Here is a 15,613-nt window from a genome sequence, read left to right on the forward strand (position 1 = left end):
AAAAAATGAATACAGCATTATTATCTTGCCAAAATATCACGAAATTTTATCAAGAAGGCACACAACAAACAGAAGTGCTAAAACAGGTGTCTTTTTCTATGCAACCGAGCGAATTGGTGGCGATTGTGGGCAGTTCCGGTTCGGGCAAAAGTACGTTATTGCATACCTTGGGCGGATTAGATCAACCGAGCAGCGGTGAAGTGTTTATCAAAGGGCAATCGTTGCAACAAATGACACCCAATGCGTTGGCAAAGTTGCGCAATCAATATTTAGGTTTTGTGTATCAGTTTCATCATTTAATGGCAGATTTCACCGCACTTGAGAACGTGATGATGCCGATGCTTATCGGGCAACAAAACAAAACGGAAGCGCAGGATCGCGCCGAGCAGATCTTAAGTGCGGTCGGTTTACAGCACAGAATTTCACATCGCCCGTCTGCGTTATCCGGTGGAGAACGCCAACGTGTGGCGATTGCCCGAGCGTTGGTGAATAATCCGGCATTGGTGTTGGCGGATGAGCCTACCGGCAATTTGGATCACAAAACCACGGAAAGCATTTTTGAGCTAATTCAACAGCTCAATCAAGAAAAACAGATTGCCTTCTTATTGGTGACCCACGACTTGAATTTGGCGGAAAAATTGAATCGTCGTTTGATTATGCAAGACGGTGTGTTACGCGAGGAAAACGCCTGATGAATACGCCATTTTTTATCAGTTGGCGCTATCAACACAGTAAGCATAAAAACCGTTTGGTGTCGCTGATTTCATTTTTTTCCAGCATGGGCATAGCCTTGGGCGTGGCGGTACTAATTATCGGTTTAAGCGCCATGAACGGCTTTGAACGTGAACTCAATCAACGGATTTTGGCGGTCGTGCCGCATGCGGAAATTTCCTCTGCAAGCGGGCAAAGCAACGCACCGATCGATCATTGGCAACATCTTGCTGCTAAGTTGAAACAAAATCCGCAAATCATTGGCGTTTCGCCTTTTGTCAGTTTTACCGCCTTAGTGGAAAATGGCGCAAAATTAAAAGTAGTGCAAATTAAAGGCGTGGAAACGGCATTGCAAGATCAAGTGAGTTCTCTTGGGCATTTTGTGTTAAATCAAGGATGGCAAAATTTTGCCCAACATGGTGGCTTGGTGCTGGGCTCGGGGATTGCACGGGATCTAGATGTGCAAGAAGGGGATTGGGTTTCTCTGTTAATTTCCCAACAAAAAGGCACGGAAAATTTGACTCAGCCGTTGCGTGAACGTGTCCAAGTCACGGGGATTTTGCGTTTGGATGGACAGTTGGATCACAGTTACGCCCTCATGCCCTTGGCGCAGGCGCAGCAGTTGATGGATTATCAAGCGGAACAGGTGAGTGGGGTAGAACTGAAAACCGCGGATCCGTTTAACATTCAAACCCTTGATTATTCCATGTTGCAAGATTATCCGCAGATGCTTTACCTGCAAAACTGGATCAGTAAATTCGGCTATATGTATCGCGATATTCAGCTGATTCGCACGGTGATGTACATTGCCATGGTGCTGGTGATTGGGGTAGCGTGTTTTAATATCGTGTCCACGCTCATCATGGCGGTGAAAGATAAAGCGGGCGACATTGCCATCATGCGTACCCTTGGCGCGAATAATGGGTTTATTAAGCGTATTTTTATTTGGTATGGCTTGCAGGCGGGCATGAAAGGCTGTCTGATTGGCATTGTGTTCGGCGTGATTTTGGCCTTAAATTTGACCGCACTTATACAGGGGTTAGAAGGTGTCATCGGTAGAAAATTATTGTCCGACGGCATTTATTTCGTGGACTTTCTGCCAACCGAACTCCATTGGCAAGATGTGTTGCTGGTGCTGCTTTCTGCGTTAATTCTCAGTTTATTTGCCAGCCTTTATCCGGCAAATCGCGCGGCAAAATTGCAACCGGCACAGATATTAAGCGGTCATTAAAAAAGAAATTAAATAAACTAGTTTACTAGTACAAATTGCAGTGGTAGAGTAATACCACTTTTTTCGGACATTTTAGAATTTTATGAAGATAAGCGAGTGAACAATGAACACAAAAAACGATATTTCCATTGAAAACGACGATACGCGAATTGGTAAGATTGAACAGGTGTTACCCCCGATTGCGTTGCTAGAAAAATACCCGGCAAGCAGCGTTGCGGTGAAAACCGTGGAAAATGCCCGTCACGAAGCGCATAAAATTATTCATGGTGAAGATGATCGTTTACTTGTGGTTATCGGGCCTTGTTCCATTCACGATCCGAAAGCGGCATTAGAATATGCAAAACGCATTAAATTAATGCGCGAAAAATACCAAGATACCTTACAAATTATTATGCGCGTGTATTTTGAAAAACCGCGTACTACGGTGGGCTGGAAAGGTTTAATTAACGACCCATACTTAAATAATACCTATGCCTTGAACGATGGTTTGCGTATAGCGCGTAAATTGTTATCCGACATTAACGATTTAACCGTGCCGACGGCTGGGGAGTTTTTGGATATGATCACGCCGCAATATTTAGCGGATTTCATGAGCTGGGGGGCGATTGGGGCGAGAACCACCGAATCCCAAGTGCATCGTGAATTGGCTTCCGGTTTATCTTGTGCCGTTGGTTTTAAAAATGCGACCAATGGTGGCGTAAAAATTGCCTTAGATGCGATTGGTGCCGCAGAAGCACCGCATCATTTTTTGTCTGTCACGAAGTTCGGTCATTCTGCTATCGTTTCCACCAAAGGTAACGAAGACTGTCACATTATTTTACGTGGTGGCGACAATGGCCCGAATTATAGCGAACAAGATGTTGCCGAGGTGTGCGATGAACTTGCCAAAGCGGGTTACAGAGCCCATGTCATGGTGGATTTCAGCCATGCCAACAGCTGCAAACAATTCAAAAAACAATTGGATGTGAGCCGTGAAGTGGCGCGTCAAATTGCGGCAGGTTCCGATAAAATTTTCGGTGTGATGATTGAAAGCCATTTGGTGGAAGGGCGTCAAGATTTGGTGGAAGGCAAACCATTAACTTATGGGCAAAGCATTACCGACAGCTGTATCGGTTGGGAAGACAGTGAAAAAGTCTTGCAAGAGTTATCCGATGCGGTGGCGGCAAAACGCAAATTAAACGGCTGATTTTTCTTTTCATCCGTTCATTTCAAACAAAAGTGCGGTGGATTTTCAGAGCGAATTTCCACCGCACTTTTTTTGACTTTTAAGTTAAACCAACCCCGGATTTGGTATATCATATAGGGACTTCTTTTTATCCACTGAGGCAATAATGGCGTCTAAGAATTCTCCTCCTGCGAAAGACCAAAACACCACCAATTTGAATATTCCTCCTCATTCTATCGAAGCTGAACAAGCTGTGTTGGGCAGTATTTTGCTGAACAATATGTATTGGGATGATGTGGCTGAAAATGTGGTGAAAGAGGATTTTTACCGCTTTGAACATCGTCTGATTTTCGAGGAAATGGAAAAGCTGATTGCCCAGCAATCGCCGGTGGATTTAATTACCTTAGAACAGGCGCTGAAAAGTCGCGAAGTCATCGAACAGGTGGGCGGTTTTGCTTATTTGGCTGAGCTTTCTAATAACACACCGAGTGCCGCCAACGTGGTGGCTTATGCCAATGTGGTGCGAGAAAAGGCGATCATGCGCGAGTTGATTTCCGTTGGGAACAAAATTGCGCAAAACAGCTATTCTCCGAAAGGGCAGGATGTAAAACATTTGCTGGATGAGGCGGAGCGAGAAGTTTTTGCCATTGCTGAGAAGCGTACATCCGGCACTGAAGGCCCACAAAATATCATTTCCATTCTGGAAAACACCATCAATAAAATCGAACAACTCAGTCAAATTAAAGATCATTCCGGTGTTACTGGTGTTTCCACCGGTTTCAAAGATTTAGATAAGAAAACGGCAGGTTTGCAAAAATCCGACTTGATTATTGTGGCGGCGCGTCCTTCCATGGGGAAAACCACCTTTGCCATGAACCTGTGTGAAAATGCGGCGTTAGGCAGTGATAAACCGGTATTGGTGTTCAGTTTAGAGATGCCGGCGGAGCAAATTATGATGCGTAGCTTGGCGTCACTTTCACGCGTGGATCAAACGAAAATTCGTACCGGTCAGGGCTTGGATGACAACGATTGGGCAAAAATTTCCAGCACCATGGGTATGTTGGCTAAAAAGCCGAATTTATTTATTGACGATTCTTCCGGCTTAACGCCAACGGAGCTACGTTCCCGTGCGAGACGAGTTTATCGTGAAAATAACGGATTAAGTTTAATCATGGTGGACTACCTTCAATTAATGCGTGCCCCGGCTTTTTCTGAGAATCGTACGTTGGAAATTGCAGAAATTTCCCGTTCTTTAAAAGCCTTGGCAAAAGAATTGGAAGTGCCGGTGATCGCCCTGTCACAATTAAACCGTACCTTAGAAAACCGTCAGGATAAACGCCCGGTCAACTCGGACTTGCGGGAATCAGGCTCCATTGAGCAGGACGCAGACTTGATTATGTTTATTTATCGTGACGAAGTGTATAACCGTGAATCGGAAGAAAAAGGCATTGCGGAAATTATTATCGGTAAACAGCGTAACGGGCCGATTGGACGCGTGAAGTTGGCATTCCAAGGTCATTTTTCCCGTTTTGATAACTTAGCAGAACATCATCATTATGATGACGAATATTAGATAACAGCGTAAAAGAGATAAAAAATGCACATGAAACCTGCAACAGCGAAAATCAGTTCTGTTGCGTTAAAACACAATATTCAAACCATTAAACAAAAAGCCCCAAACAGTAAAATTATTGCGGTGGTAAAAGCCAATGCTTACGGACACGGCGTTGTGTTTGTGTCTTCTGCCGTCGAAAGTTTGGTGGATTGCTTTGGCGTGGCGCGTTTAGAAGAAGCACTAAAATTACGCTCCAACGGTATTACCAAACCGATTTTGCTGTTAGAAGGCTTTTTCTCTTCTAAAGACTTACCGATTTTGGCTGTCAATAACATTCAAACCGTCGTGCATAGCCAAGAACAGCTAGACGCCCTTGAGCAAGCCAAAACACCTAATCCGGTAAAGGTGTGGTTAAAAATTGATACCGGTATGCACCGATTAGGCGTCCATTTGGACGAAGTGGACAACTTTTATCAAAAACTCAAATCGCTTCCGTGTGTTGATCCGAATATTGGCTTTGTGAGCCATTTTAGCCGTGCTGATGAACTAGAGTGCGGTTATACAGAAAAACAATTAAGCCGCTTTTTACAGGCAACGGAAGGCAAATCCGGTGAACGGAGTATATCTGCTTCCGGCGGTATTTTATTCTGGCAGGACGCGCATTTAGATTGGATTCGTCCGGGCATTATTATGTACGGTATTTCACCGAATAATACCGCAGGAAAAGAATACGGTTTAACGCCGGTGATGAATTTAACGTCTTCTTTAATCGCTGTGCGCGAACATAAAAAAGGCGAACCGGTGGGATACGGTGGTGTTTGGACAAGTGAAAAAGACACGAAAATTGGCGTGGTAGCTATCGGGTATGGTGATGGTTATCCACGTGATGTGCCACAAGGAACACCGGTTTACCTGAATGGTCGCCGTGTGCCGATTGTGGGTAAAGTGTCCATGGATATGCTCACCGTGGATTTGGGCGCAGACAGTCAAGACAAGGTCGGCGATGAAGTGATCTTGTGGGGGAAAGAATTACCGATTGAAGAAATAGCAGCAATTACGGGCATAATCAGTTATGAATTAATCACCAAATTAACCCCGCGTGTATTAACTGAATACATTGATTAAATTTAAAGGAGTGCTTATGCAAAATATCAATCCAACCCAAACGAACGCATGGAAAGCGTTAACCCAACATCATGCGCAACGTAAGAATACAACGATTCAAGATTTATTTGCGCAAGAAAAAGATCGTTTCGCCAACTATTCTTTAACCTTTAACAACGAGATTTTGGTCGATTTTTCCAAAAATAATCTAACCCGAGAAACCCTTGATTTATTGCGTCAACTCACTGAAGAGTGCGGCTTAACACAAGCTAAAGAAGCCATGTTCAATGGCGAAAAAATCAACCGTACAGAAAATCGTGCCGTATTACACACCGCACTTCGTAACCGTTCCAATACGCCGGTTTTGGTGGATGGCAAAGATGTGATGCCGGAAGTGAATGCCGTGCTCGCTAAAATGAAATCGTTCTGTGAACGCGTGATTTCCGGTGAATGGAAAGGTTATACCGGTAAAGCCATTACCGATGTGATCAATATCGGTATCGGCGGTTCCGATCTTGGCCCTTACATGGTGACCGAAGCGTTGCGCCCGTATAAAAATCATTTAACCATGCATTTTGTTTCCAACGTGGACGGGACACACATCGCGGAAACGTTGAAAAAAGTGAATCCGGAAACCACCTTGATTTTAGTGGCGTCCAAAACGTTCACCACCCAAGAAACTATGACGAATGCCTTGTCTGCCCGTGATTGGTTCCTTGCCGCAGCAAAAGATCCTGCCCATGTGGCAAAACACTTTGCCGCGCTTTCGACCAATGCAAAAGCGGTCGCAGAATTCGGCATTGATACTAACAATATGTTTGAATTCTGGGATTGGGTAGGCGGTCGTTATTCTTTATGGTCTGCTATCGGTTTGTCTATTGCACTTTCTATCGGCTTTGAAAACTTTGAAGCGTTATTAAGCGGTGCCCATGAAATGGATAAACATTTCCGCAATGCACCATTAGCACAAAATATTCCGACAACGCTAGCTTTAGTGGGCTTGTGGAACACCAACTTCTTGGGCGCACAAACGGAAGCGATTTTACCGTACGACCAATATTTACACCGTTTTGCCGCCTATTTCCAACAAGGCAACATGGAATCTAATGGAAAGTACGTTGATCGCAATGGCAGGGTGATTCATGATTATCAAACCGGCCCAATTATCTGGGGTGAACCGGGCACGAACGGTCAGCACGCGTTCTATCAATTGATTCACCAAGGAACCACATTAATTCCTTGTGATTTCATTGCACCGGCTCAAAGCCATAATCCGTTGTCTGACCATCACAACAAATTGCTTTCCAACTTCTTTGCCCAAACCGAAGCGTTAGCGTTCGGTAAAACCAAAGAACAAGTGGAAGCCGAATTCTTGAACGCAGGTAAAACCTTGGCAGATGTGAAAGACATCGTGCCGTTTAAAGTGTTCACCGGTAACAAACCGACCAACTCCATTTTGGTACAAAAAATCACACCGTTTAGTTTAGGCGCGTTGATTGCCATGTACGAACACAAAATTTTCGTACAAGGCGTGTTGTTCAACATTTACAGCTTTGACCAATGGGGCGTGGAACTAGGTAAACAACTTGCCAACCGAATTCTGCCGGAATTGGTGAACAACGAGAAAGTGGAAAGCCACGACAGCTCAACCAACGGCTTGATTAATCAATTCAAAGCTTGGCGTTAAGCTCTCCATTTAGTGCCTTTTATTGGAAATAATGGGAGGTACTAGGTGTGGAATAACAAAAAAAGTGCGGTGAAATTTCACCGCACTTTGTTGTTATAGCCAGCCAAAGCACGAATGATTAACCTCAATGCGTAATTCATGATGTCGTGCGTAGCGTACAACTTGTTGCACGGATGATAAATCTCAATGCGTCATTCACGATTTCGTGCGTAGCGTGCAACTTGTTGCACGAATGATAAATCTCAATGCGTCATTCACGATTTCGTGCGTAGCGAGCATCTTGTTACACGAATGATAAATCTCAATGCGTCATTCACGATGTCGTGCGTAGCGTACATCTTGATCCACGATCAAACCACGCACGGAACGTTATATTTATCCCTTTCGGGCGTTCACGATTTCGTGCAACAAGTTGCACGCTACGATTCTGTATGTGGAATGACAACAAAGTACGGTGAAATTTCACCGCACTTTGTTGTTTTTAATGAAAATAACCAATTAAAATGGTGGCTACCAATGCGGCAAGGGCTAAGAAGAAAAAGTGCGGTCGGTTTTGAGATTGTTTTTTGCTGAAGAATTTTGCTGAAAAAATAATGTAGCCGCAAAGCAATACAACTTTAGCCATAATCCAGCTTTCTAAGCCGAAGTTGAATTGAAATAACATGACAATACCGCTGAGAATTAAGAACGTATCTGTTAAGTGCGGTAGAATTCTCAAGAGTTTAACGGCACGCCAATTTTTCTGCGTGAGTTGCATTCCGCCTCGCACAATCAATAATCCCAAGCTTAAAAAAGCACAAATAATGTGCAAATAAACTAAATAAATATCCATTTATCCCCCAATATTTAAGGCGGCAATAAAGTACTGCTGCCTTAAAATGCTCTTATGTTGTTATTCTTCGGTATTTTCTACCGCACTTTCTTGTTCGCTTTCTTCGTCATCGACATCGCAGATACGCTCCAAGCTCACAACATGCTCATTTTCGCTTGTGCGGATTAAGCGAACACCTTGCGTGTTACGTCCGACGATGCTGACCTCACTGACTCGGGTACGAACTAAGGTACCGGCATCGGTGATTAACATGATTTGGTCCGTATCAACCACTTGGGTTGCCGCAACGACTTTGCCATTACGTTCACTGACCTTAATGGAAATCACCCCTTTGGTATTACGGGATTTGGTCGGATATTCTTCTAACTTCGTCCGTTTGCCGTAGCCGTTTTGTGTCGCAGTCAGAATTTCGCCATCGTTTTTCGGAATGACTAAAGAAACGACTTTATCGATGTTGAGATCTAAGGTTTCTTCTGTGTTGTCGTCAGAAACCTCTTCAATTTCAACCGCACTTTCATCGTCATTCAGATCATTGGTTAAGGCGAGTTTGATACCGCGCACCCCTGTCGCCAAACGCCCCATTGCACGCACAGCGGATTCGCTGAAACGGACCACGCGACCTTGGGAAGAGAACAACATGATTTCATTGTTGCCGTCGGTAATATCTACGCCGATCAATTCATCTTCGTCGCGTAAGTTCAGCGCGATGATACCGCTAGAACGTGGGCGGCTGAATTCGGTTAGCGCAATTTTCTTCACAATACCGCCAGCGGTTGCCATGACGACGAATTTATCTTCCTCGTAAGCGGTCACCGGTAAAATGGCGGTAATACGTTCATTTTCATTGAGCGGTAAAATATTGACGATTGGTCGTCCGCGTGATCCTCGACTGGCTTGTGGAAGTTGGTATACTTTCAACCAATATAAGCGTCCTCGGCTGGAGAAACAGAGAATGGTGTCATGAGTATTGGCAACTAAGAGCTTCTCAATGAAATCTTCTTCTTTCATTTTCGTTGCCGATTTACCTTTGCCACCGCGGCGTTGTGCTTCGTAATCGCTAATGGGTTGATATTTCACGTAACCTTCGTGAGAAAGTGTTACCACCACATCTTCTTGGGCGATTAAATCTTCTAAATTAATGTCGCCGGAAGCGGCGGTAATTTCTGTTCTGCGCGGATCGTTAAATTGTTCGCGGATTTGTTCCAGCTCTTCACGAATCACTTCCATTAAGCGTTCAGGACTGCGTAGGATATAGAGCAATTCGCCGATGGCTTCCAATAATTTTTTGTATTCGTCTAGAATTTCGTCATGACCTAAGTTGGTCAATTTTTGTAAACGTAAATCTAAAATGGCTTGGGCTTGGACTTCGGTCAAATAATATAAACCGTCACGGATACCGTATTGTTCGTCTAAATCTTCCGGGCGGGCGGCATCGACACCGGTTGCTGCCAACATCTCTGCCACATGACCAAGTTGCCATGGACGAGCAAGCAATTCACGTTTGGCGCTTTCCGGATTTGGTGCTTGACGAATTAGCTCAATAATTGGGTCCACATTGGCTAACGCAATGGCAAGACCTTCCAAAATATGGGTGCGTTCACGTGCTTTGCGTAATTCAAAGATGGTACGGCGGGTCACCACTTCACGGCGATGTAACACGAATGCTTCAATGAGTTGTTTTAAATTCAAGAGTTTCGGCTGACCGTGGTCTAATGCCACGATATTAATCCCGAAAGTGACCTGCATTTGCGTGAGGGCATACAAGTTGTTTAATACCACTTCACCGACGGCATCGCGCTTGATTTCAATGACGATACGCATACCGTCTTTATCTGATTCATCACGTAAACCGCTAATGCCTTCAATTTTTTTCTCTTTGACGAATTCTGCAATTTTTTCGATTAATTTGGCTTTATTGACTTGATACGGAATTTCGTTAACGATGATGGTTTCACGGCCTTTTTCATCGGTTTCAATTTCCGCACGGGCACGGACATAAATTTTACCACGACCGGTTTTATAGGCTTCTTCAATGCCTTTACGACCGTTAATGAGTGCCGCAGTGGGGAAATCCGGACCGGGAATATGACTCATCAATTCATCAATGGTGATATCGTTATTTTCGATATAAGCCAAACAACCGTCTAATACTTCGCCTAGGTTGTGTGGTGGAATATTGGTCGCCATCCCCACAGCAATCCCGGAGGAGCCGTTGACCAATAAGGCTGGGACTTTGGTTGGTAACACTTCAGGAATTTGTTCCGAACCATCATAGTTTGGCACGAAATTGACGGTTTCTTTATCGAGGTCTGCCAATAATTCGTGGGCGATTTTGGTCATACGGGCTTCCGTATAACGCATCGCCGCCGGCGCATCGCCATCTACAGATCCGAAGTTACCTTGACCGTCCACTAACATATAACGCAAGGAGAAGGGTTGTGCCATACGCACCAAGGTATCATATACCGCGCTATCACCGTGTGGGTGATATTTACCGATGACGTCACCCACAATACGGGCAGATTTACGGTAAGGTTTATTGTAGGCATTGCCCCCTTCGTGCATAGCAAATAACACGCGGCGGTGTACCGGTTTTAAGCCGTCACGTACATCAGGCAAGGCACGTCCTACAATAACGGACATGGCGTAATCGAGGTATGAAGATTTCAGCTCTTCTTCAATACTGACCGGCGTAATATCTTGGACGAAATCAGACATTTAGAACTTCCTAATCATTAAATTTAATAGTGAAAAAATTGGCGTGATTATAGCATGGAAAGGGTTTTCTTCTAAGTTAAATCTTGTGACGAAGACAGAAAAGCGCCGCTAATTTTATTTTCGTGGCGCTTTGTATGGGAATTATTGAGGGGAATTCTGTGCAATGGCTAAAAATTCCTCAAAAAAGGTTGGGAACGTTTTTGCTGTACAGTCCGGATCCAAAATGGTGATGGGCGTGTCGGATAACGCCACCAAGGCGAAACACATTGCCATGCGGTGATCGTTATAGGTTTCAATTTCTGCGGCCTTAAAATCCGTTAATTTTAAGGGTTGAATACGAATAAAATCTTCGCCTTCCTCGACGTTAGCGCCCATTTTGCGTAGTTCGGTTGCCATGGCGGTTAAGCGATCCGTTTCTTTCACCCGCCAGTTGTAAATGTTACGAATGACGGTTTCCCCTTCGGCAAACAATGCAGTCGTGGCAATGGTCATGGCCGCATCGGGAATATGGTTCATGTCCATATCCACACCATGCAACGGGGCTTGTTCCGCTTCAATGAAATCCTCACCCCACGTAATTTTTGCCCCCATTTTTTCTAACACATCGGCAAATAAACGGTCGCCTTGAATACTGTTTTTGCCGATGCCGGTGACTTTCACTTTGCCTTTAATGGCACCTGCCGCCAAGAAATAGGAGGCAGAGGAGGCATCACCTTCCACCAAAAAGGTGCCGGGTGATTGGTAAGATTGTTTGCCTTTCACGAGAAAGCGTTGATAGTTTTGGTTTTCAACTTCCACACCGAAAATTTTCATCATGTTAAGGGTGATGTCGATGTACGGTTTGGAAACTAAATCACCGACAATTTCAATTTCACTGTCGCCTTCTGCAAGCGGTGCCGCCATTAAAAGTGCGGTCAAAAATTGCGATGAAATAGAACCGTCGATTTTAATCGTGCCACCACGCAAACCGGTGTTACGAATGGCAATCGGCGGGTACCCCTCGTTTTCTAAATAACGAATGTCTGCGCCCGCCTGCAACAGCGCGTCTATTAAGTGCTGAATCGGGCGCTCTTTCATGCGCGGTTCGCCGGTTAATATCACTTCATTTTGTGCAGAAGCGCCTTCACGCGCCAAACAAAGTGCCGCTGCCAACGGACGCATGGCGGTGCCGGCATTGCCTAAAAATAACGCTAAGCCGTCATGCCATTGAAAGGCGCCACCTAAGCCCTGTACCTCGCAGATGGATTTATCGTTAGACAGGGAATATTGCACGCCAAGTTGTTTTAAGGCGTTGAGCATATGGCGGATATCGTCGCTGTCTAATAAATTCGTGACGTTGGTCGTGCCTCGAGCCAACGCAGCCAACAATAAGGCACGGTTGGACAGGCTTTTCGAACCGGGTAGGTTGATCATGCCTTCCACATGGTGGATGGGGTTAAGCGTAATGGAAGTGGCGTGTTGCATAAATAGTCCGTTATAAGCCTAAAATGTCGCTAAGTGCGGTTAAAAAACGCTGATTTTCTTCCGGCAAGCCGATGCTGATGCGCAAATGGTTTGGCAAACCATATCCAGCTAGCGGGCGCACGATGACGCCTTTGCGTAACAGTGCTTGATAAATCGGTGCGGCAGGTTGCTGTAAATCCAACATCACGAAGTTGCCCTTGGACGGCACATAACGCAAGCCTTTTTCATCAAAGAAGTTTTGCAATAATTGCAAGCCAATTCGATTATTTTCCGCCACTTTGGCGACAAATTCATCGTCTTGAATGGCGGCGGTGGCGGCGGCAAGGGCAAGACTGTTGCAGTTAAACGGCTGACGTACGCGATTTAACAAGCCCGCAATTTCTGTTGAGGAAACGGCATAACCAATGCGTAAACCGGCTAAGCCATAGGCTTTGGAAAGGGTGCGGCACACAATCAGGTTTGGGTATTTTGCTAACAAACCAAAAGAATCCACGCGTTCGCTCGGCTCGGTAAATTCCACATAGGCTTCGTCCAGCGCCACGATCACTTGCGGAGGCACTTGGGCCAAAAAGTCGGCAATTTCTACCGCACTTGAGAAGGTGCCCGTCGGGTTATTCGGGTTTGCGAGGTAAATTAATTTTGTTTTTGGCGTGATCGCGTTTAGAAAAGCCGCCAAATCATTGCCGTAATTTTTTGCCGGAATTTCTACCCGTTTGGCATTTAAGGCTTGGCTAATCAACGGGTAAACAATGAAGCCGTATTGGGAATAAATGACTTCGTCTTGCTCGGAGGCAAAGGTATGGGCGATGAGTTCAATTAAATCGTTGGAGCCGTTACCAAGGGTGATTTGTTCCGGTAGTAAACCGAATTTTTCCGCGACAGCTTGTTTGAAATAAAATCCGTTGGAGTCGGGGTAAAGATGAAGGTTGTCTAATTGCGCCTGAATAGCTTTTTGGGCGCTAGGCGGCAAGCCGAACGGATTTTCGTTGGAAGCGAGTTTGATGATATTTTTAATGCCTAATTCGCGTTCTAATTCTTCAATGGGCTTACCGGCTTGGTAAGGTGAAAGCGCTTTTACACCTGCATTGGCACGATCAAGATATTGCATAAGATGCTCCGAGTAGTCATAAAGAAAAAGAAAGCGCGGTGGATTTTTACGATGAATTTCGACCGCACTTTTAAGAGGGCTATGCGTTTTCTTTGGCAAATTTTTGCATGAATTGGATCAATGTTTGTACGCCTTCAATCGGCATGGCGTTATAAATGGACGCGCGCATACCGCCTAACACTTTGTGTCCTTTTAACGCTTGCAATCCCGCTGCCGTGGCTTCGGCAACGAATTTTGCATTCAATTCGTCATTGCCCGTGGTGAAGGTCACGTTCATTAAAGAGCGGTTGGCTTTTGCCACGTTATTTTGGTAGAAATCGCTACCGTCTAAATAATCGTAAAGCAAGTTGGCTTTGGCAAGATTGCGTTGTTCGATTTCCGGTAAGCCGCCGATAGACAACAAATGTTTGAATACTAAGGCACATAAATACCACGCAAACGTTGGTGGCGTATTGATCATGGAATCGCTGTTTTTCTGCGTTTCATAATTCCAAATGGACGGTGTGGCTTTGCGTGCTTTACCAATTAAATCATCGCGCACGATAACAATGGTGATCCCTGCCGGGCCAAGGTTTTTTTGCGCGCCGGCGTAAATTAAGCCGAATTTGCTGATATCTACTTTGCGGGAAAGAATGGTAGAGGAGAAGTCACCCACCAATACAGCGTTGCCGACGTTTGGCACATCAAAAATTTCCACGCCACTAATGGTTTCGTTCGGACAGTAGTGAACATAATCGTATTGTTCGGCAATGTCGCTAAAATCAAGAGATTTGACTTTGAGTTCATCGCCCGCTTCTAAAATGTTGATTTCGTCAATTTCGCCAAAAGAGCGGGCTTCTTTCGCTGCGGTAGCAGACCAGTGTCCGCTGTTTAAATACAACGCTTTGCCGTTTTCACGCAATAAATTCATTGGAATGGCGGCAAATTGACCGCGCGCGCCGCCTTGTAAAAATAGTACTTGGTAGTTTTCAGGAATGTTATAGAGTTTGCGAAAATCCGCTTGGGATTGGGCGATTAATTCCATGAACAATTTGCCGCGGTGGCTGACTTCCATGACGGAGGTGCCTTGCCCCTGCCAATTTAATAATTCTTGTTGTGCTTGTTCTAAAACTGCTTTGGGCATCATTGCCGGACCGGCACTGAAATTAAATACGTTTGCCATGGGATTTCCTCTGATTTAGTGAAAAATTGATTTCAGTTTTATCACCTCACCGTTTTCTAATCAATGATTTTTACGGAAATTTTTTGAATTTATCGAAAGGGAAAATAATCCCCTTTTAAAACAGGGAATTTTTTGACGAAATTTACAAAAAAGGCTACATTATCGCCAATTCATTTTTACTATAAAGGGAGCAAATTAATGGAAAACGTCAACAAGTCTTTTCAGGATGTTTTGGAGTATGTGCGTATGTATCGCTTAAAAAATAAACTATTGCGCGATATGGACGATAACAATCGTAAAATTCGCGATAACCAAAAACGGGTGTTGCTATTAGATAATTTAAATCAATATATCCGTGATGATATGCGAATTGAAGATGTTCGCGCCATTATCGAAAATATGCGTGACGACTACGAGAATCGGGTGGATGACTACATTATTCGCAACGCTGAACTATCTAAACAACGTCGCGAAATCAGTAGCAAAATGAAAAATCAAATTAATCCTCCCTGTGAATTTGCTAAAAAATCGTAAATCTTACTATTTAATTTAAAGAAACGCTGACTGAGTTCAGCGTTTTTTTATGGGATTTATTAAGAAAAATAAGAGAAAAAAACACCGCACTAAAGGCGGTATTTGAGTGAATTATTGAATTTTTTCAACTTGATGTACTTCAATGGTTGTCGGTTCACTAAAATCTTTATCGACGGAACCTTGAATACGAACGCGATCGTTTGGCGTGACATTGACGCCTTTCCATGCGTGATCATCAACATCCACTTTGATTTCCCCGGTGCTATCACGGAAAATAAATTCATCGTTATCAATTCGGCGAACAAAGTTGCCTTCTAGTGTGACCGGCGCGCGGTTTGCCAT

Annotated in this window: 13 protein-coding genes; 7 read left to right on the plus strand and 6 right to left on the minus strand. The window is 44.5% G+C overall.

The genetic code is table 11. The annotated features are described in order from the left end of the window. The first annotated feature begins 5 nt into the window (after positions 1-5). The 6 genes from lolD to pgi all read left to right on the plus strand — a co-directional run bounded on the left by lolD (position 6) and on the right by pgi (position 7,453). On the plus strand, positions 6-692 hold the full coding sequence (lolD, locus tag Q0203_RS05745) for a lipoprotein-releasing ABC transporter ATP-binding protein LolD (protein ID WP_109858776.1): 687 nt from the start codon (positions 6-8) through the stop codon (positions 690-692). Beyond that, entirely contained in the window at positions 692-1,942 is a 1,251-nt protein-coding gene (lolE, locus tag Q0203_RS05750) for a lipoprotein-releasing ABC transporter permease subunit LolE (protein ID WP_297930227.1), read from the plus strand. The genes lolD and lolE overlap by 1 nt, the downstream gene beginning before the upstream one ends. A 103-nt stretch (positions 1,943-2,045) precedes the next feature. Next, positions 2,046-3,128 carry a 3-deoxy-7-phosphoheptulonate synthase AroG gene (aroG, locus tag Q0203_RS05755; RefSeq protein ID WP_297930229.1) on the plus strand — a complete coding sequence of 361 codons (1,083 nt, stop codon included), beginning with the start codon at positions 2,046-2,048 and terminating at the stop codon, positions 3,126-3,128. Positions 3,129-3,273: 145 nt separating this feature from the next. Beyond that, positions 3,274-4,680, plus strand: a complete 1,407-nt coding sequence (locus Q0203_RS05760; RefSeq protein ID WP_297930232.1) for a replicative DNA helicase — start codon at positions 3,274-3,276, stop codon at positions 4,678-4,680. A gap of 24 nt (positions 4,681-4,704) precedes the next feature. After that, on the plus strand, positions 4,705-5,787 hold the full coding sequence (alr, locus tag Q0203_RS05765; RefSeq protein WP_297930234.1) for an alanine racemase: 1,083 nt from the start codon (positions 4,705-4,707) through the stop codon (positions 5,785-5,787). Between the two features lie 16 nt (positions 5,788-5,803). Continuing rightward, the gene (gene pgi, locus Q0203_RS05770; protein WP_297930236.1) at positions 5,804-7,453 is read left to right on the plus strand and encodes a glucose-6-phosphate isomerase; all 1,650 of its coding nucleotides are present in this window, start codon (positions 5,804-5,806) and stop codon (positions 7,451-7,453) included. Positions 7,454-7,934: 481 nt separating this feature from the next. Here the strand turns inward: pgi and Q0203_RS05775 are convergent, their stop codons facing one another. The 5 genes from Q0203_RS05775 to serC form a co-directional block, all read right to left on the minus strand. Then, the gene (locus tag Q0203_RS05775) at positions 7,935-8,285 is read right to left on the minus strand and encodes a SirB2 family protein (RefSeq protein WP_297930238.1); all 351 of its coding nucleotides are present in this window, start codon (positions 8,283-8,285) and stop codon (positions 7,935-7,937) included. A gap of 60 nt (positions 8,286-8,345) precedes the next feature. After that, the gene (gene gyrA / locus Q0203_RS05780) at positions 8,346-11,003 is read right to left on the minus strand and encodes a DNA topoisomerase (ATP-hydrolyzing) subunit A (RefSeq protein ID WP_297930241.1); all 2,658 of its coding nucleotides are present in this window, start codon (positions 11,001-11,003) and stop codon (positions 8,346-8,348) included. 141 nt (positions 11,004-11,144) lie between these two features. After that, complete coding sequence (gene aroA, locus Q0203_RS05785; protein ID WP_297930243.1) at positions 11,145-12,467, minus strand: 3-phosphoshikimate 1-carboxyvinyltransferase; 1,323 nt, start codon at positions 12,465-12,467, stop codon at positions 11,145-11,147. Between the two features lie 10 nt (positions 12,468-12,477). Then, positions 12,478-13,575, minus strand: a complete 1,098-nt coding sequence (gene hisC / locus Q0203_RS05790; protein ID WP_297930245.1) for a histidinol-phosphate transaminase — start codon at positions 13,573-13,575, stop codon at positions 12,478-12,480. Between the two features lie 79 nt (positions 13,576-13,654). Continuing rightward, the gene (gene serC, locus Q0203_RS05795; RefSeq protein ID WP_297930247.1) at positions 13,655-14,737 is read right to left on the minus strand and encodes a 3-phosphoserine/phosphohydroxythreonine transaminase; all 1,083 of its coding nucleotides are present in this window, start codon (positions 14,735-14,737) and stop codon (positions 13,655-13,657) included. 198 nt (positions 14,738-14,935) lie between these two features. Here serC and Q0203_RS05800 point away from each other — a divergent pair, with 198 nt between their 5' ends. Then, positions 14,936-15,271, plus strand: a complete 336-nt coding sequence (locus Q0203_RS05800) for a DUF496 family protein (RefSeq protein WP_297930250.1) — start codon at positions 14,936-14,938, stop codon at positions 15,269-15,271. 111 nt (positions 15,272-15,382) lie between these two features. Here Q0203_RS05800 and Q0203_RS05805 read toward each other — a convergent pair. Beyond that, positions 15,383-15,613 (minus strand): NirD/YgiW/YdeI family stress tolerance protein (locus Q0203_RS05805; protein ID WP_297930253.1); only part of this gene is annotated, 231 nt, incomplete at its 5' end.

Source organism: uncultured Aggregatibacter sp., from assembly GCF_938046485.1.
Classification (GTDB): domain Bacteria; phylum Pseudomonadota; class Gammaproteobacteria; order Enterobacterales; family Pasteurellaceae; genus Aggregatibacter.

What these genes read in the sequence shown, in the direction of transcription:
- Q0203_RS05760 (WP_297930232.1), top strand. Translation starts at nt 3,274, where the DNA reads ATGGCGTCTAAGAATTCTCCTCCTGCGAAAGACCAAAACACCACCAAT.
- Q0203_RS05775 (WP_297930238.1), bottom strand. Translation starts at nt 8,285, where the DNA reads ATGGATATTTATTTAGTTTATTTGCACATTATTTGTGCTTTTTTAAGC.
- lolE (WP_297930227.1), top strand. Translation starts at nt 692, where the DNA reads ATGAATACGCCATTTTTTATCAGTTGGCGCTATCAACACAGTAAGCAT.
- gyrA (WP_297930241.1), bottom strand. Translation starts at nt 11,003, where the DNA reads ATGTCTGATTTCGTCCAAGATATTACGCCGGTCAGTATTGAAGAAGAG.
- serC (WP_297930247.1), bottom strand. Translation starts at nt 14,737, where the DNA reads ATGGCAAACGTATTTAATTTCAGTGCCGGTCCGGCAATGATGCCCAAA.
- Q0203_RS05800 (WP_297930250.1), top strand. Translation starts at nt 14,936, where the DNA reads ATGGAAAACGTCAACAAGTCTTTTCAGGATGTTTTGGAGTATGTGCGT.
- alr (WP_297930234.1), top strand. Translation starts at nt 4,705, where the DNA reads ATGCACATGAAACCTGCAACAGCGAAAATCAGTTCTGTTGCGTTAAAA.
- hisC (WP_297930245.1), bottom strand. Translation starts at nt 13,575, where the DNA reads ATGCAATATCTTGATCGTGCCAATGCAGGTGTAAAAGCGCTTTCACCT.
- aroG (WP_297930229.1), top strand. Translation starts at nt 2,046, where the DNA reads ATGAACACAAAAAACGATATTTCCATTGAAAACGACGATACGCGAATT.
- pgi (WP_297930236.1), top strand. Translation starts at nt 5,804, where the DNA reads ATGCAAAATATCAATCCAACCCAAACGAACGCATGGAAAGCGTTAACC.
- aroA (WP_297930243.1), bottom strand. Translation starts at nt 12,467, where the DNA reads ATGCAACACGCCACTTCCATTACGCTTAACCCCATCCACCATGTGGAA.
- lolD (WP_109858776.1), top strand. Translation starts at nt 6, where the DNA reads ATGAATACAGCATTATTATCTTGCCAAAATATCACGAAATTTTATCAA.